This window comes from Streptomyces marokkonensis, from assembly GCF_008312835.1.
In the GTDB taxonomy this organism is placed as follows: Bacteria; Actinomycetota; Actinomycetes; order Streptomycetales; family Streptomycetaceae; genus Streptomyces; species Streptomyces marokkonensis_A.
Genome location: NZ_VSKS01000015.1, coordinates 184,595 through 203,945 on the forward strand (window position 1 = coordinate 184,595; position 19,351 = coordinate 203,945).

At 73.6% G+C, this 19,351-nt stretch carries 2 protein-coding genes; both read left to right on the forward strand.

The annotated features are described in order from the left end of the window. Positions 1-23 precede the first annotated feature (23 nt). Positions 24-18,131 (forward strand): non-ribosomal peptide synthetase, encoded by an 18,108-nt coding sequence (locus F1615_RS24620; protein ID WP_149551252.1) that lies wholly within the window; start codon positions 24-26, stop codon positions 18,129-18,131. Next, a complete protein-coding gene (locus tag F1615_RS35980; protein WP_208818397.1) occupies positions 18,128-19,072 on the forward strand; it encodes a hypothetical protein in 945 nt (314 codons plus the stop codon). Before F1615_RS24620 ends, F1615_RS35980 begins: the two co-directional genes overlap by 4 nt. Positions 19,073-19,351: the final 279 nt, after the last annotated feature.

Sequence of the window (19,351 nt, forward strand, 5' to 3'; positions counted from 1 at the left end):
TGTCCGCCGATCCTGGAGACCTCATGCCGGACGCCACCTCGGCCTTCGACGTGCCACTGACCGCTGGACAGCGGGGCCTGTGGTTCGCGCAGCTCATCGACCCGACGAACCCCCGCTACCGGGTCGCCGAACGGACCGGCATCGCGGGGCCGGTGGACGTCGAACGGTTCCGCCGGGCCCTCGCCCGCACCGTGGCCGACGCGGAAGTGCTGCGAGGCCGGGTGGCCGACACGGACGGCGGTGGCGAGCCCGTGTTCGTCGTGGAGGGAACGCCGGCCGAACCGCCGTTCACGTTCGTGGACCTCTCGGCCGCCGAGGACCCGGCGGCCGCCGCCGAGGAGTGGCAGCGGCAGCGGCTCGACCTCCCCCTGGACATCACCCGGCCCTCGGCCTGTGACTTCGCGCTGCTGAAACTGGCCGACACCGAGTACGTGTGGTTCCAGCAGTACCACCACCTGCTGATGGACGGCGTCGGTGAGTTCCTCGTGCAACAACGCTGCGCCGAGATCTACACCGCGCTGACCGAAGGGCGGCCCGTGCCCGAGGCCGGCTTCCCGCCGCTGCGCACGCTGGCCGACGCCGAGGCCGAGTACCGCGCCTCCGCCCGGTACGAGCGGGACCGCGCGTTCTGGACGACGCGCCTGGCCGACGCCCCCGACCCGGTGAGCCTCGGCACCGGCATCCCCCACGTGCCGCTCGGGCAGCGCCGCGCCGTCGTCTCCTGGTCGCCGCAGCGGGTCGACGCGGTGCGCGCCGCGGCGACCGAACTCGGGGTGGCGTGGCCGGTGCTGGTGGTCGCGGCGCTCGCGCTCTGCCTGGACCGGCGGCGCGGTGACCGGGAGGTCGTACTGGGGCTGCCCGTGGCCGCCCGGGGCGGCGCCTGCGACAGGGTTCCCGGCATGATCTCCAACGTGCTGCCCCTGTGTCTCGACCTGCGGGCGGCGGCGACCGTCGGCGACCTGCTCCGCACGGTGGCGGCCGACCTGCGCGCCACGGTCCGGCACCAGCGCTACCGCCAGGAGGACCTGCGCCACGAACTCGGCCTGCTCGGCGGTACCCGCCGGCTGTACGGCCCGCAGATCAACCTGGCGCTCGGCAGAACCGTGCTGGACTTCGCCGGACACCCCGGCATCAGCCGCAACGCCTCCACCGTGCCCACCGACGACCTGTCCCTCGGCCTCGACCGCCGCCCCGACGACGGCGGCCTGGACCTCGTCTACGACGTCCACGCCGAGGTGTTCACCGAGCGGGAGTTCGCCGCCCTGCGCGCACGGCTGGACGCCGTCGTCGACGTCCTCGCCGGCGCGGCGCCCGACCTTCCGCTCGCCTCGGTCGACACCACGACCCCGGCCGAGCGGCGGCATCTGCTGCACGAGGTGAACGACACCGCGCACGAGGTGCCGGCGACCACGCTGCCCGCGCTGTTCGAGCGGCAGGTGCGCGCGACCCCGGACGCGCCCGCGGTCGTGTTCGACGGCGTGACCCTCGGCTACGCCGAGTTCAACGAGCGTGTGAACCGGCTGGCGCACCTGCTGCTGGCCAGGGGCATCCGCCGCGGTGACAGGGTCGCGGTCGCGATCCCGCGGTCGTTCGAGCTGGTCACCGCGCTCTACGCGGTGCAGAAGGCCGGTGCGGCCTATGTTCCGGTCGACCCGGAGCTTCCGGCGGACCGGATCGCGTTCATGATCGCCGACGCTCGCCCGGCGCTGCTGCTGACCACCGCCGCACTCGCCGCCGTCCTCCCCGCGACCCCGGGCACCCCGCGGCTGCCGGCCGATACCGCGGCCCGTCCCGCCGGGCTGCCGGACCACGACCCGACCGACGCCGACCGGGGCGCCGCACTGTCCGGACTCGACACCGCGTACGTGATCTACACGTCCGGCTCGACCGGACGGCCCAAGGGCGCCGCCGTGTCCCAGCGCGCGATCGTGAACCGCCTGCTGTGGATGCGTGAGGCGTACGCGATCGACCACACCGACCGCGTCCTGCAGAAGACCCCCGCCAGTTTCGACGTGTCGGTGTGGGAGTTCTTCCTGCCGCTGATCTCCGGCGCCACCCTGGTCGTCGCCGCACCCGGGGCGCACAGCGATCCCGCCGCGCTGGGCAGGCTGATCGGCGCGGAACGGATCAGCACCGTGCATTTCGTGCCGTCGATGCTGGAGGTCTTCCTCACGGCGGCGGACCCGGCCGACTGCGCCGGCCTGCGCCGGGTGATCTGCAGCGGGGAGGCCCTCAGCGGGCGGACCGCGCAACGGTTCCTGACCACCCTGGGCGCCGGTCCGCACGCTCCGGCCGAACTGCACAACCTGTACGGCCCGACCGAGGCGGCCGTCGACGTGACGGCCCACCACTGCGGCCACGGCGAACCGCACAACGGCGTCCCGATCGGACGTCCGGTGTGGAACACCCGGGTCCTCGTGCTGGACGCCGCGCTGCGGCCCGCGCCGGCCGGCGTCGCGGGAGAGCTCTACCTCGCGGGCGTCCAGCTGGCCGACGGCTACCTCGGGCGGCCCGGCCTCAGCGCCGAACGGTTCGTGGCCGACCCGTGGGGTCCGCCCGGCACCCGCATGTACCGCACCGGCGACCTCGCCCGCTGGACCGCCGACGGCGAGCTGGAATTCCTCGGCCGGGTCGACCACCAGGTGAAGATCCGCGGATTCCGCGTCGAACCGGGGGAGATCGAGGCCGCCCTGGCCGCCCCGCCCGGCGTGGACCAGGCCGTGGTGGTCGCCCGCGACGACAACCCGGCCGAGCCCGGCGATCACCGGCTCGTCGCCTACCTGGTGCCGGCCCCCGGCGCCATCCCGGACCCCGACGAGCTGCGGAACCTCGTCGCCGCGGCGCTGCCCGCGCACATGGTCCCCGCCGCGTTCGTCGTGCTGGACCGGCTGCCGACCACGGCCAACGGCAAGCTCGACCGGCGGGCACTGCCCGCCCCGGACTACGGCGCCGGCCGCGCGGGCCGTGCCGCCCTCACCGCGGCCGAGGAACTGCTGTGCGGCCTGTTCGCCGAGGTGCTCGGGGCGGACACCGTCACGATGGACGACGACTTCTTCGCGCTCGGCGGGCACTCCCTGCTGGCCGGCCGCCTCGTCACCCGGGTCCGTTCGGTGCTCGGCGCCGAACTCACCGTGCGGGACGTGTTCGAGGCGCCGACCCCGCTGCGTCTGCTGGAACGCACCGGTTCGGCGAGCAGGCGCCCGCCACTCCTCCCGGCAGCCGGCGACACCCCGGCCCCGCTGTCGGCCGGGCAGCACCAGCAGTGGGTGCTGCACCGCCTGGAGGGCCCGTCACCCACCTACAACATGGGGCTGGTCCTGCGGATCACCGGCCGCCTGGACCACACCGCGCTCCGGGCGGCGCTGCACGACGTGGTGTCCAGGCACGAACCTCTGCGCACCCTGTTCCGGGACCACGACACCGGGACCCCGCACCAGGTGGTGCTGCCCGCGGACACCGCACGCCCCGAGCTGACCGTCGTACCCGTCGCGGAGGACGAACTGCCCGCCGCGCTGCGGGCCGCCGGACGTCACGCCTTCGACCTGGCCGCCGAACCGCCGCTGCGCGCGGTCCTGTTCGCCGTCGGCGACGAACACGTCCTGCTGCTGCTCCTGCACCACATCGCCGGCGACGGCCAGTCGCTGCGGCCCTTCACCCGTGACCTCTCGCAGGCCTACACCGCCCGGCTGTCGGGCCGATGTCCCCGGTGGACGCCCCTGCCGGTCGGCTACGGCGACTACTGCCACTGGCAGCACGCCGTCCTCGGCGACGAGGAGGACCCGGAGAGCCTCGCCGCCCGGCAGCTCGCCCACTGGCGCGGCGCACTCGACGGGCTGCCCGAGGAGATCACGCTGCCCACCGACCGCCCCCGCCCCGCCCGGCCGACCCACCGCGGCGCGACGGCCGGCATCGAGGTCGGGGCGGACGTCCACCGCGGGCTCGCCGAACTGGCCCGGAACCAGGGCGCCACCCTGTTCATGGTCGTGCAGGCCGCGCTCGCCACGGTGCTGACCAGACTGGGCGGCGGAACGGACCTGCCGATCGGCAGTGTCGTCGCCGGCCGGAGCGACCAGGCCCTCGACGACCTGGTCGGCTGTTTCGTCAACACGGTGGTGCTGCGCACCGACACCTCGGGCGATCCGGCGTTCACCGAACTGCTCGGCCGGGTGCGGGAGACCGACCTCGCCGCCTACGCCCACCAGGACCTGCCGTTCGAGCGGCTCGTGGAGCGGCTGCGGCCTGAGCGCTCGGCCTCCCGCAACCCGCTGTTCCAGGTGATGCTGGTACTCCAGCACGACGACCCGTGCCTGGAACTGCCCGGTGCTGAGGTGCGGCCGCTGCCCGCCGAACGGGAGTACACCAAGGTCGACCTCGTCTTCGAGGTACGGGAGCGGCGCACCGCGGACGGTGCCCCCGCCGGACTGACGGGCCACCTCGAGTACAGCACCGACCTGTACGACCCGGACACCGCGGCCCGGATCGCCGGCCTGCTGGTCCGGGTGCTCGCGGCCGCCGTCGCCGACCCCGGCCGCCCGGTCGGCGCGATCGACGTACTCGAACCGGCCGAGCGGCACCGCCTCCTGGCCGAGTGGAACGACACCGCACGCGACGTCCCCGTACGGACGCTCGCGCGGATCTTCGAGGACACCGCCGCCGCCGCCCCCGACGCGCCCGCGCTCCTCGCCGACGAGCAGCGCCTGAGCTACGCCGAGCTCAACGCGCGGGCGAACCGCATGGCCAGGCTACTGATCGCACGCGGCGCCGGACCGGAGCGGCTCGTCGCGGTGCTGTTGCCGCGGTCGGTGGACCTCACCGTCACCCAACTGGCGATCAGCAAGGCGGGCGCCGCCTTCTTACCCCTCGACCCCGCCTTCCCCGCCGACCGCGTCGCGCACGTCCTGGGCGACGCCCGGCCACTGCTCGTGGTGGCGTCCGCGGCGACGGCCGACGCGCTGCCCGAACCGGCCTGTCCGGTACTGCTCACGGGCGAGGTGGACGCCGAAGCGGCCACGGCGACCGGCGGCGACGCAGGCAGCGGTGACGTCACCGACGCCGACCGGGACGCCCCGCTGTCGCCGGACAACGCCGCCTACGTCATCTACACCTCCGGATCCACCGGCGTCCCCAAGGGCGTCGCCGTCACCCACCGCGGCCTCGCCGGCTTCACCGCGTTCCTGCGGGACCGGTTCCGGACGACGGCGGACAGCCGGGTCCTGCAGTGTTCGTCGCCCAGCTTCGACGTCTCGGTACTGGAACTGTGCCTGGCGTTCGGGGCCGGTGCCGCGCTCGTGGTGTCCTCGGACGGGCCGCTGATCGGCTCCACGCTCGCCGACGTGCTCACCGCGAACCGGGTGACGCACGCGCTGATCCCGCCCGCCGCGGCGGCCACACTGCCGGACGACGTGGAACTGCCCGACCTGCGCACCCTCGCGGTGGGCGGCGACGTGTGCCCGGCCGAACTCGTCACCCGGTTCGCTCCCGGACGCCGGATGCTCAACGGCTACGGCCCGACCGAGTACACGGTCGGCGCCACGTTCAGCCACCCGCTGCGCCCGGGCGGTGCCCCGCCGATAGGCACCCCGCTGTGGAACACCCGGGCCTTCGTGCTCGACACGGCCCTGAACCCGGTGCCGCCGGGCGTACCCGGCGAGCTGTACCTCGCCGGCGACGGGCTCGCCCGGGGCTACCTCGGCCACCCGGACCTGACCGCGCAGCGATTCGTGGCGGACCCGTTCGGGGCACCGGGCACGCGGATGTACCGGACCGGTGACCGGGTGCGGTGGAACGCCGGGGGCGAACTGGAGTTCCTCGGCCGGGCCGACGACCAGGTCAAGATCCGCGGCTTCCGCATCGAACCCGGCGAGGTGGAGACCGCGCTCTGCTCCCACCCCTCGGTGCGGCAGTGTGTGGTCGTCGTGCGCGAGGACACCCCGGGCACCCGGCGCCTGGTGGGCTACGTCGTCCCCGCCGGGCCCGGCGGCGCGGACGGCGACGCGCTGCGCGCGCACGCGGCCTCGATCCTGCCCGAGTACATGGTGCCGGCCGCCGTCATGGTGCTCGACGCGCTTCCCGTGATCGCCAACGGCATGAAGGTGGACCGCAAGGCGCTGCCGGCCCCCGAGTTCGCCGCGCACGGCACCCGCACGGCACCCCGCACCGACACCGAGGCCGCCCTGTGCGAGCTGTTCTCCGCGGTGCTCAAGGTGGCCGACGTGGGAGTGCACGACAGCTTCTTCGACCTCGGTGGCGACAGCATCATGTCGATCCAGCTGGTCACCCGCGCCCGCGCGGCCGGCCTGGAACTCACCCCGAAGGACGTGTTCGAGCACCGCACCGTCGCCGCTCTCGCGGCCGCCGCCGTGCCCGCAGGGCAGGACGCGGCCGACCGCACCGACGAGCCCCCGGCGGACGCCACGGGCCCTGTGCGGCTCACCCCGATCATGCACTGGCTGCGCGAACACGACCGCCCGGTCGCCGACTTCGCGCAGTCCATGCTGCTCACCACCCCCGCCGGGCTGACCGAGTCCGGCCTGCGTGCCACCCTCCAGGCCGTGCTGGACCGGCACGACGCGCTCCGTATGAGGCTGGTCCGCCGCCGCACCTGGCGCGCGGTGATCGACGAACCCGGCAGCGTGACCGCCGCCACGTGCCTGCGCCGTGTGGACAGCACCGGACACACCCCCGACGAACTCCTCGCGGCACTGCGGGCCGAACACGACCGCGCACACGGCGAACTCGCCCCGGAGTCCGGCGTGATGGTGCGCGCGGTGTGGTTCGACACCGGCCCCGACCGGCAGGGCCGGCTGCTGCTCGTCCTGCACCATCTCGTGGTGGACGGGGTGTCCTGGCGCATCCTCGGCGCCGACCTCGCCGCCGGTCCCGCGCCCGCCGACGCCGGGGCACCGCGGCCGGTCCCGTACCGACGCTGGGCGCAGGCCGTCGCGGACGCCGCGCACGACCCGGCCGTGCTGTCCCGGCTGGACGACTGGCTGGCACTGCTCGCCGAACCCGAGGCTCCGCTCGGCGCCCGGCCGGTCGATCCCGCCACCGACACCGCGGCGGGGGTCCGCCGGGTACGCCTCACCCTGCCCGTACCGCTGACCGGCGACCTGCTGACCCGGGTGCCCGCCGCGTTCCGGGCCGGCACCCATGAGATGCTCCTCGCCGGTCTGGCCCTGGCGGTCACGCGCTGGCGGTCGGGGCGCGGCGACGACTCCCCCGCCCTGCTGGTCGACGTGGAGGGCCACGGCCGGGATCAGGTCGAGGAACTCGACGTCTCCCGCACGGTCGGCTGGTTCACCACCCTGCACCCCGCCCGGCTCGACCTGTCCGGCGTCGACGTCGACGCGGTGTACGACGCCACCGGCGCCGCGGACAGGGCCGCCGGCCAGGCAGCCGCCGCCGTACGCCGGGTCAAGCAGCACCTCAGGACGCTGCCCGCCGGTCTCGGCTACGGCCTGCTGCGCCACCTCAACCCGGAGACCGCCCCGGAGTTCACCGGCCTGGCGACGCCCCAACTGGCGTTCAACTACCTCGGCCGGGTGACCGCCTCCACCGGAGCGGAGGACTGGGCACTCGCCCCGGAACAGGCCGGACTCGGCGGTGGCGCGGGAGCGGACGCCCCCGTCCGGCACGCACTGGAGATCAACGCGATCAGCGTCGAGAACGCCGACGGTCCGGAACTGTCCGCGACCGTGAGCTGGCCGGCCGACCTGTTCGCCGAACGGGACGTCCTGGAGCTCACCGGGCTGTGGCGGCAGGCGCTGGAGGCGCTGCGGGACGCGGCCGGCGCCGCAAGCGGACACACACCGAGCGACTTCCCGCTCGTCGCGCTCGACCAGTCCGAGGTGGACACCCTGGTGGCCGCCGTGCCCGGCCTGGACGACCTGCTGCCGCTGTCGCCGCTCGCCGAGTCGTTCTTCTTCCACGCCGCCTACCACGGACGCGGCGCCGACCCCTACACCCCGCAGATCGTCCTCGACCTCACCGGCCCGCTCGACGTCGAGCGACTGCGTGCCTCGGCGCGGCACGTCCTGGACCGCCACCCCAACCTGCGCTCCGGCTTCACCGACCGCGGGCTGCGCGCCCCGGTCCAGTTCGTGCCCGGCGGCACCGACCTGCCCTTCCGCGTCGTCGACCTGTCCGACCTGGACGGCGACGCCGCGCGGGCCGAGGCCCGACAGGTCCTCGTCTCCGAGCGCCGCGCCGGCTTCGTGCTCGACGAGCCGCCGCTCGTGCGGTTCACGCTGCTCGTGCACCCGGACCGGCGCCACCAACTGGTCCTGACCAACCACCACATCCTGCTCGACGGCTGGTCGGTGCCGCTGCTGCTGCGCGCGCTGTTCGACTGCTACGCCGCCGGCGCCGACCCCTCGGCGGTGGCGCCGGCCGCCTCGTACCGCGACTACCTCGCCTGGCTCGCCCGGCAGGACCGCGCCGCCGCGACCGACGCCTGGCGCCGCGCTCTGGCGGGCCTCGACCAGCCGACCCTGCTCGCCGATCAGGCCCGCTCGGCCTCGTCGGAGGTGCGCCGACCGGATTGCCTCACCGTACGGCTGACCGGACTCGCCGGCCTCGCCCAGGCGTGCGGTGTCACCGTCAACACCGTCCTCCAGGCACTGTGGGCCCTGGTACTCACCGCCCGGACCGGCCGTGACGACGTGGTGTTCGGCGCCACGGTCTCCGGCCGCCCGCCGGAGCTGCCCGGCGTGGAGTCGATGGTCGGCCTGCTGATCAACACGGTCACCGTACGGGTCAGGACGGCCGGGGCCCGCTCGTTCCGCGACCTGCTCACCCGGCTCCAGGCGGAGCAGGCCGGCCTGCTCGGCCACCACCACGTCGCCATGACCGACATCCAGCGGGCGGCGGGCACCGGCGAACTCTTCGACACCCTGGTGGTGTTCGAGAACTACCCGCTGGACCCGGACACCATGGACCTGCCCGGCACCGGTCTGCGGCTGACCGGGGCGAGCAGCGAGGAGACGGGGCACTACCCGCTCACCGTCGTCGCACACCCCGGCGAGGAGCTGGAGGTGCGGCTGCACTTCCGCGACGAGTTGCTGCCCCGTGCCGAGGTGACCTCCGTCGCCGAGCACCTGCGGACCCTTGCCGACCGGCTCACCCGTGATCCCGACACGGTGCTCGTCACGGCCGACCTCATGCCCGGCTCCGAACGCTCCGCCGTGCTCGCGGACGGCCGGGGGCGCGAGCGGGCGGTGCCCGGGACGTCGATTCCGGCGCGCTTCGCCGAACAGGTGGCCGCCGCCCCGGACGCGGTGGCCCTGGTCTCGGACGGCCACGAGGTGACGTACCGGGAGCTGGACCGCCGGGCGAACCGTCTCGCCCACCGGCTGCTGGCGATGGGCGTGGCCCGCGAGGACCGCGTGGCGATCGTGCAGCGCCGCTCGGTGGACCTGGTGGTGTCCGTCCTGGCGGTGCTGAAGGCGGGCGCGGCCTATGTTCCGCTGGACCCGCGCAGCCCGGCGGACCGGCAGGCCAGGATGCTCGCCACCTGCGGCGCCGCCGTCGTGCTCACCGACATCGAGGGGTACGAACGCCGGCACGCGGCGCCGGTGGTGCTGGGCCCGGAGCCGCTGCCCGGCCCGGACACCGATCCCGGTGTGGACATCCGTCCGGACCAGCTCGCCTACGTCATGTTCACGTCCGGGTCGACCGGGGAGCCCAAGGGCGTCGGGGTGCCGCACCGGGCCGTCCTGAACCTCGCCTCCGATGGTCTGTGGGAGGGAGCGAACCACGAGCGGATGCTCCAGCACGTGGCGCAGTCCTTCGATCCGGCGGTCTACGAGCTGTGGGTCTCCTTGCTGTTCGGGCGCGTGCTGGTGATCGCGCCGCCCGGTGAACCGGACGTCGCGGAGCTGGCCCGGACGATCCAGGAGAACGGGGTCACCGCGTTGATGGTGCCGACCGCGGTCTTCCGGCTGGTCGCGGAGGAGCGCCCCGAGTGTTTCGCGGGAGTGCGGGAACTGCTCGTCGGCGGTGAGGCGCTGCCGGCGTCCGCTGCCCGACAGGTCCTCACGGCCAACCCGTCGCTGGCGCTGCACAACGGATACGGGCCCACGGAGACCACCGTGATGCCCACGGCGTACACGATGCGTTCCGCCGACGAGGTCCCGGCGCAGGTACCGATCGGACGGCCGATGGACAACCGACGCGTGTACGTGCTCGACCCGTGGCTGCGGCCGGTGCCCCGAGGGGCGACGGGGGAGCTGTACGTGTCCGGCGCCGGCCTGGCCCGCGGCTATCTGAGGCGGCCGGACCTCACCGCGGCGCGGTTCGTGGCGGATCCCTTCCTGCCTGGTGCACGGATGTACCGCACCGGGGACCTGGCGCGCTGGAACGCCGCGGGAAACCTCGGCTTCCGCGGCCGGGCGGACGAGCAGGTCAAGGTCCGCGGGTTCCGCATCGAGCCGGGTGAGATCGAGGCGGCGGTGGCCGCGCTGCCCGGCGTGGGCCAGGTCGCGGTGGTGATCCGCGAGGACATGCCGGGCGACAAGCGGATCGTCGCCTACTACGTCCCGTCCGTCGGCGTGCGCTCCGGCGGACAGCCGGACGCCCAAGCGCTGCGCGCCTCGGTCTCCGACGTGCTGCCCGACTACATGGTGCCCAGTGCCTTCGTCCCGCTCGACGAGCTGCCGTTGACGACGAACGGAAAGCTGGACCGGTCCGCGCTGCCCGCCCCCGTCCTCTCCTCGGCCGGCGGCCGGCGTCCCCGGAACCCGCGGGAGGACGCACTGTGCGGGCTCTTCGCCGAAGTGCTGGGAACAGCGCGGGACCAGGTGGGGCTTGACGACGGCTTCTTCGACCTGGGCGGGCACTCACTGCTGGCGACACGGCTGGTCAGCAGGGTGCGGTCGGTGCTGGACGTGGAACTCTCGGTCCGCGCGGTGTTCGAGGCTCCGACGGTGGCTCAACTCGCGGCCGTGCTGGACGACGCCGGTGCAGGCCGGCCGGCGCTGCGGCCGATGCCGCGCGGCGACCTCCTTCCGACGTCCTTCGGGCAGCGGCGGCTGTGGTTCCTCAACGCCATGGACCCGGACTCCGCTCCCTACCGGATCCCCGCGGTGCTGCGCCTCACCGGCACGCTGGACGCCGCCGCCCTGAAGGCCGCTCTCACGGATGTGGCGGAACGGCACGAGGTCCTGCGTACGGTGTATCCCGCCGTCGACGGTGAGCCCCATCAGTCCGTGCTGCCCGTCTCCCATGTGCGGCTGTGGCGGACGCCGTTGACGACGACAGCGCACGACCTGCCCTCCCGGCTCGCCGCCGAGTTCGCCCGGCCGTTCCACCTGGAGACCGAACTCCCCCTGCGCGCGACGCTGTTCCGGCTCGGCCAGCGGGAGCACGTGCTGATGCTGGTGCTGCATCACATCGCCGGCGACGGCGCCTCGGTCGCCCCGCTCGTGCGGGACCTGGCTCACGCCTATTCCGCTCGCTGCCGGGCGGAGTCACCGGGGTGGGAGCCGCTGCCGGTGCAGTACGCCGACTACGCGCTGTGGCAGCGCCGGTGGCTCGGCGACGAGGACACCCCGGACTCGGCGATCGCCACACAACTGGCCTATTGGAAGGACGCGTTGGCAGGTCTGCCGGAAGGGCTGGAGCTGCCCGCCGACCGGCCCCGTCCCGCTGTCGCCGACCACCGCGGCGACACCGTCGGCCTCGAGGTACCGGCCGAGGTGCACCGGCGGCTCACCGAGCTCGCCTCACAGCACCGCGCCAGCATGTTCATGGTCGCGCACGCCGCACTCGCCGCGCTGCTCAGCCGAGTCGGCGCGGGCACGGACATCCCGATCGGCACCCCGATCGCCGGTCGCGTGGACGAAGCACTGGACGACCTCGTGGGCTTCTTCGTCAACACCCTCGTCCTGCGCACCGACACCTCCGGCGACCCGACGTTCTCCGAACTGCTGGACCGGGTGCGGCAGACCGACCTGGAAGCGTACGCGCACCAGGACGTGCCCTTCGAACGGCTGGTGGAAGTCCTCAACCCGGCCCGCACCCTCTCCCGGCACCCCCTGTTCCAGGTCATGCTCTCCTTCCAGAACAGCCCGTGGGGAACGGTCGAGATGGACGGTCTCACCGTCGAGCCCGTGACGTTCGGAGCGGGCGAGGAGCAGTTCGACCTTTCGGTGGAACTGGTCGAGCGATTCCGGCCGGCCGGCGAACCCGGTGGCATGGTGGGCAGGGCACACTTCCGCACCGACCTGTTCGACGAGCACACGGCACGGATGCTGGTCGACGCGTTCGGCAGGCTGCTCGCCCGGTTCGCCGACGCCCCCGGACAGCCGATCGGCGCCGCCCCGCTGCTCGACGGCGCCGAACAGGCGGCGCTGCTGGCCGTCGGGCGGGGACCCGGACGCGAGGTGCCCGAGGTGTCGATTCCGGCGCGGTTCGCGGAGCAGGTGGCGGCGGCTCCGGACGCGGTGGCGCTGGTGTCCGGCGAGACGAAGGTGACGTACGGGGAGCTGGACCGCCGGGCCAACCGGCTCGCGCGGCACCTGCTGGCGCTGGGTGTGCGGCCCGAGGACCGGATCGCGATCGTGCAGCGCCGCTCCGTCGAGCTGCTGGTGTCCGTCCTCTCGGTGCTGAAGGCCGGTGCGGCCTATGTGCCCCTCGACCCGCGCAGCCCGTCGGACCGGTTGGCCAGGATGGTCTCCGCCAGTGACGCGGCCGTCCTGCTGACCGACGCCGACGGGTGCGCGCCAGAGCACGCGGCGACGGTCGTGGTCGGCTCGGACCCGCTTGCGGACGACGACTCCGATCCGGGGGTGGTGGTGCACCCGGACCAGTTGGCGTACGTGATGTTCACGTCCGGGTCCACGGGTGAGCCCAAGGGGGTGGGGGTGTCGCACCGGAGCGTGCTGGGGTATGTCTCCGACGGCCTGTGGACGGGGCGCAGCCACGAGCGTGTCCTCCAGCACGTGGCGCACTCGTTCGACCCGTCGGTCCACGAGCTGTGGGTGTCCCTGCTGTTCGGACGGGAACTGGTGATCGCACCACCGGGTGAACTGGACATCACACAACTGACCCGCACGATCCGTGACCACGGCGTGACCGCGCTGGCGCTGCCCGCCGCCGTCTTCCGGCTGGTCGCGGAGACGTCTCCGGAGAGCCTGGCGGGAGTGCGGCAGCTGAGCGTGGGCGGCGAGGCGATGCCCCCCGCCGCGGCTCGGCAGGTCCTCGCGGGCAACCCGGAACTGCTGCTGGTGAACGGATACGGGCCGACCGAGACGACCGTGGGGCCCACGGCGTACCCCATGCGTTCCGTGGACGACGTGCCCGACACGGTGCCGATCGGACGGCCGATGGACAACCGGCGCGTCTACGTCCTCGACGACCGGCTGCGGCTGGTGCCGCGCGGTGTGGTGGGGGAACTGTACGTCTCCGGTGCGGGGATCGCCCGGGGCTATGTGGGCCGTCCGGAGCTGACCGCACAGGCGTTCGTGGCCGATCCGTTCGGCGTTCCGGGCGTCCGGATGTACCGCACCGGTGACCTGGTGCGGTGGAACACCGCCGGGGTGCTGGAATTCCTGGGCCGGGCGGACAAGCAGGTCAAGATCCGAGGATTCCGCATCGAGATCGGTGAGATCGAGACGGCACTGGCCGCGCAGCCCGGCGTGGGCCAGAGCGTCGTCGTGGTGCGCGAGGACACTCCGCGGGAGAAGCGGCTCGTCGCCTACTACGTGCCTGCCGCGAACGCCGGGCCGGGCGAGCAGGAACTGCGGACCGGCGTGTCGGCCGCGCTGCCCGACTACATGGTGCCCAGCGCGTTCGTCCCGCTCGACGCCCTGCCCCTGACGCTGAACGGCAAGGTGGACCAGGCCGCGCTCCCCGCGCCCGTGCTCTCGTCGCCCGACGGCCGCGGGCCCCGGACCGCGCGGGAGGAGGCCCTGTGCGGACTCTTCGCCGAGGTTCTGGGGCTTGAGCCGGGGCAACTGGGCATCGACGACAACTTCTTCGCGATGGGAGGGCACTCCCTGCTCGCCACCCGCCTGGTCAGCAGGATGCGGACCGTACTCGACGTCGAGGTGCCCGTCCGCGCGGTCTTCGAGGCCCCCACCGTGGCCGAGTTCGCCGCGGTGCTCGACGGCGCCGAGCGCGGTCGGCCGGCACTGCGCCGCATGCCGCGCGGCGAATCGGTGCCCGCGTCGTTCGGGCAGCGGCGGCTGTGGTTCCTGAACGCCATGGACCCCGAGGCGTCCCCGTACCGTATCCCCGCCGCGCTGCGGTTCTCCGGTCCGCTGGACACGGCGGCCCTCCGGGCCGCCCTCGACGATGTCGTCGAGCGGCACGAGGTGCTGCGCACCGTCTACCCGGCGGTCGAGGGCGAGCCGCACCAGGTGGTGCTGCCGCTCCCGGACGTGAAGGTGTGGGACGAGCCGGTGACCACTACCGAGGCCGAGCTGCCCGCCGAGCTCGCCGCGGTGTTCGGCCGGCCGTTCCACCTGGAGACCGAACCACCTGTGCGCGCACGGTTGTTCCGGCTCGGCGATCAGGAGCACGTGCTGATGCTGGTGCTGCACCACATCGCCGGGGACGGCGCGTCGACCGTCCCCCTCGTGCGCGATCTGTCCGAGGCCTACACCGCGCGCTGTCAGGACGATGCCCCGGCGTGGGAACCGCTGCCGGTGCAGTACGCCGACTACGCGCTGTGGCAGCGCCGGTGGCTCGGCGACGAGGACACCCCGGACTCGGCGATCGCCACACAACTGGCCTATTGGAAGGACGCGTTGGCCGATCTGCCGGAAGGGCTGGAGCTGCCCGCCGACCGGCCCCGCCCCGCTGTCGCCGACCACCGCGGCGACACCGTCGGCCTCGAGGTACCCGCCGAGGTGCACCGGCGGCTCACCGAGCTCGCCTCACAGCACCGCGCCAGCATGTTCATGGTCGCGCACGCCGCACTCGCCGCGCTGCTCAGCCGAGTCGGCGCGGGCACGGACATCCCGATCGGCACCCCGATCGCCGGTCGCGTGGACGAAGCACTGGACGACCTCGTGGGCTTCTTCGTCAACACCCTCGTCCTGCGCACCGACACCTCCGGCGACCCGACGTTCGCCGAACTGCTGGACCGGGTGCGGCAGACCGACCTGGAAGCGTACGCGCACCAGGACGTGCCCTTCGAACGGCTGGTGGAAGTCCTCAACCCGGCCCGCACCCTCTCCCGGCACCCCCTGTTCCAGGTCATGCTCTCCTTCCAGAACGACCCGCCCACGGCGTTCACGGCGTCCGGCGTGGAGGTCACCGAGGTGGCGGTGAGCGACGGCGGCGGGGCCAAGTTCGACCTGGCCGTCCAACTGACCGAACGAACCGGGCCGGACGGAGAGCCGGACGGCCTGACCTGCGGCGTCCGCTACCGGACCGACCTGTTCGACCGGGACACCGTGCACCGGTTCGCGGAGGCGCTCGGCCGGCTCCTCGCCCAGGTCGCCGAGGCTCCGCACCAACCGGTCGGCAGCGTCGAGCTGCTCGACGACACGACCCGGCGGCGCCTGCTCGTGGAGTGGAACGACACCGCCACCGAGGCCGCCACCGCCACGCTGCCCGAGCTGCTCACCGCCCAGGCGCGCCGCACCCCGGACGCGATCGCCGTCCGGCACGGCCTCGCCTCGATGACGTACGCCGAGCTGGACGGCGCCACCGACCGGCTGGCCCATGTGCTCGTGGCCAGGGGCGTCGGACCGGAGCGGGTGGTGGCGGTGGCCATGCCGAGGTCGCCCGGCCAGATGGTCGCGCTGCTCGCCGTCCTCAAGGCCCGCGGCGCCTACGTGCCACTCGATCCCGGCCACCCGCGCGAGCGGATCCGGTACGTCACGGACGACGCCCGGGCGGCACTGCTGCTGACCACCCCGGAGTCCGCCGGTGGCCTGTCCGGCGAGGACGTGCCGACCCTGGTCGTGGACGCCGGCACCGGGGCGGTGCGGGCACCGGCGGCGGACGCCGTCCCGCTGTCCGCACCGCACCCGCACGACCCCGCGTACGTCATCTACACCTCCGGCTCCACGGGCCGCCCCAAGGGCGTGGTCGTCGAACACCGGTCGCTGTCCGACTACCTCGCCTTCGCGGGCGCGCGCTACGAGGGGATGCGCGAGACGGTGCTCGTCACCACCACGGCCTCCTTCGACCTCACCGTCACCGGCATGTTCGTACCGCTCACCGTGGGCGGCACCGTGCACCTGGCCGCGCTCGACGAAGACCCGGACACCGTCGCGGCCCTGCGGGACCGGCCGTGCGCGCTGACCAAGGTCACGCCGAGCCACCTGCCGATGCTGGCCGAACTGCCCGACGAGTTCAGTCCGCGTACCGAACTGCTGCTCGGCGGCGAGGCCTTGACCGGTGAGGCGGTGCACGCCTGGCGCGCCGCGCATCCCGACGCGACCGTGGTCAACTGCTACGGGCCCACCGAACTCACCGTGAACTGCGCCGACCACCGGATCGAACCCGGGGACCCGCTGCCCGACGGCCCGGTGCCGATCGGACGGCCGATGGCCAACACCGCCGTCTACGTCCTCGACCAGCGGCTGCGCCCCGTGGACGTGGGCGTCGCGGGTGAACTGTACGTCTCCGGTGCCGCCCTGGCGCGCGGCTATCTGTACCGGCCGGAGCTGACAGCCCGCCGGTTCGTGGCCGACCCGTTCGGCCCGCCCGGCGCGCGCATGTACCGCACGGGCGACCTCGTGCGCTGGACCGCGGACGGGAACCTGCTGTTCGCCGGGAGGGCCGACGAGCAGGTCAAGGTGCGCGGGTTCCGCATCGAGCCGGGCGAGATCGAGGCAGTGCTGACCCGGCGGCCGGGCGTACGGCAGGCGGTGGCCGTGGTGCGCACCGACCGGCCCGGGGACCAGCGGCTGGTGGCCTACGTGGTGCCGGAGCGCGGCGCGACCCTGGAGACGGCCGGTCTGCGCGACGCGCTGGCCGCGGTCCTGCCCGACTACCAGGTGCCGTCGGCGTTCGTCGTCCTGGACGAGCTGCCGCTGACCCCGAACCGCAAGGTGGACCGGGCCGCGCTGCCCGCCCCCGCGGACCGGCGACAGGGCGGCACCGCACCCCGTGACGACGTCGAACGCGTCGTGTGCGAGCTGTTCGGCGAGGTGCTCGGCAGGTCCGGGGTGTCCGTCGAGGACGGCTTCTTCGACCTGGGCGGACACTCACTGCTGGCCACCCGGCTGATCGGCCGGATCCGTGAGGTGCTGGGCGTCCGGCTCGGCATCCGCACCCTCTTCGAGGCGCCGACCGTGGCCGAACTGGCCAGAAGAGTCGGCGGCAGCGGCGGCGGCAACAGCTTCGACGTCCTCGTCGCCCTGCGGGAACACGGCACCGGAACGCCCGTGTTCTGCGCCCACCCGGCGAGCGGATTCGCCTGGTCGTTCACCGGGCTGCTCCGTCACCTCGACGGCGACGTCCCGGTGTACGGGCTCCAGTCACGGGGGATGGACGGCTCCCCGCTGCCCCGCTCGGTGGCCGAGGCCGCCGCCGAGCACATCGAGCGGATGCGAAAGGTGCAGCCCAACGGGCCGTACCGCCTGGTCGGCTACTCCTTCGGCGGGATCGTGGTGCACGAGATGGCCGCCCGGCTGCAGGAGGCCGGCGAAACCGTCGAACTGCTCGCCGTCCTGGACACCGTGCCGCGCACGGGCCCGGAACCCGCCTTCGACGAGGAGGACGCCCACGACGGGTTGTTCCGCGCCATGCTCGAGAGCGGCGGCTACGACCTGACGGACCTGGCCGGCCGGCGGCTCGGCGCCGACACGGTCGCCGCCCTTCTCGCCGAGCGCGGCGGCATGTTCGGCGACCTGGACGCCGCGCAGCTCGGCCGGCTGAGCGGAGTCATGACCAACAACAGCCGCATGGCCGCGGTGCACACGCCGCGCCGCTACCGCGGAGACGTCCACCTGTTCGTCGCCACCGAGGGCGATCGGCTCGATCCGGCCGCGTGGCGTCCCCACGTGGACGGCGAGATCCACGAGTACCCGGTCGCCACGGACCACGCGGGCATGACCCGCCCCCGATCGCTCGACGTCGTCGGGCAGGTGCTGGCACGCGCGCTGGCGGCAGCGGAGGCCGGCCGGTCGGGAATCGAGGACGACGAGGGGCGCAACCAGGGGGGAACTCAATGAACACCGGTGTGACCGACCGGGTCGGGGACCCCTGGACCACTCGTTTCGCCGCGCCGCTTCGGGCGGTGGACCGGATCGAGACGTCGGCCATGGTCCCGACGGTCAGGTTCCGCGCGTACAAGGAGGTCGACTCGCGCGACCCGTACATGAACGGGCACTTCCCGGGGCTCACCCTGCTGCCCGCCACGTTTTTCCTGGAGGCCCTTCGCCAGTCGATGAACGCGGTGGTCGGCCGGGCCGAACCGGTGAACGTACTGAAGATCGTCAGCGGCCGCTGGCTGGCCCCGGTGCTGCACGGCGACGAACTGTGCATGGACGTCGAGGGCGTGCCGGAAGGGCCGGACCGCTGGACGGTCCGGGCCCAGGGCAGCCGCCGCGACGGCACCACGGTGTCCGTGGTGAAGGCCGTGGTCGGCACCGAGCGCCGGTCCCACGACCTCGGCGTGACCGGTCGCCCGCCGTCGGCCGGCGGCCACGCCGGAATCCCGGACTACGCGGGCATGCTGGACATCCTGCCGGTCGCGCACCCCATCGTGCTGGTCGACCGGGTGGACGCCATCGAGCCGGGCCACCGGATCGTGGTCAGCAAGGCGGTCACCGGATCGGAGCCCTGCTACCAGTCGATGAGCCCCGGGCTGCCGGGCTCGCGGTACACGTATCCCCACTCGCTCATGCTGGAGTCGTTCGGGCAGGCGGCTGCGCTCCTGTGGCTGAGCGACGCCTCCGACGACGGCGTGCGCATGGCGGCGTCGGTGCGCGACTGCCGCTTCGCCGGGCATGTGTATCCGGGCGCCGTACTGCGTCACGAGGCCAGGATCGATCGCCTGATCTCCGACGACGTGTTCGTCTCCGGACAGACCTGGGACGGCGACCGCTGCGTGCTCACCGTCGGCATGATGGCCACGGTGACCCGCCCGCGCACCACGGTCCTCGGCACGTGAACGGCACGCGTGAGCGTTGCGGGCAGGCGTCGCGTCGTCCCGGCGGGCCCGGCGCGGCAGCGGTGACGCCCGCGGCCGGGCGACGGTGAGGACGCCGTTCCACGGGACGCCCGGGAGCCGGGGCAGGCCCCGCGTCTGCGGCGTGATCCAAACGACAGGCCCTAGCTGTGCTGTTCCGGGACGTTGGTGACACGCATGCTGGGTGCTTGAACGGGTGAGGGCCTTCTGGGTTCGGTGTGGATTGCGACATCTACGCCCGACCGCCAGGAGGCCCTCGTG

Coding starts and splice junctions, on each gene's coding strand:
- F1615_RS24620 (WP_149551252.1), top strand. CDS start 24: ATGCCGGACGCCACCTCGGCCTTCGACGTGCCACTGACCGCTGGACAG.
- F1615_RS35980 (WP_208818397.1), top strand. CDS start 18,128: ATGAACACCGGTGTGACCGACCGGGTCGGGGACCCCTGGACCACTCGT.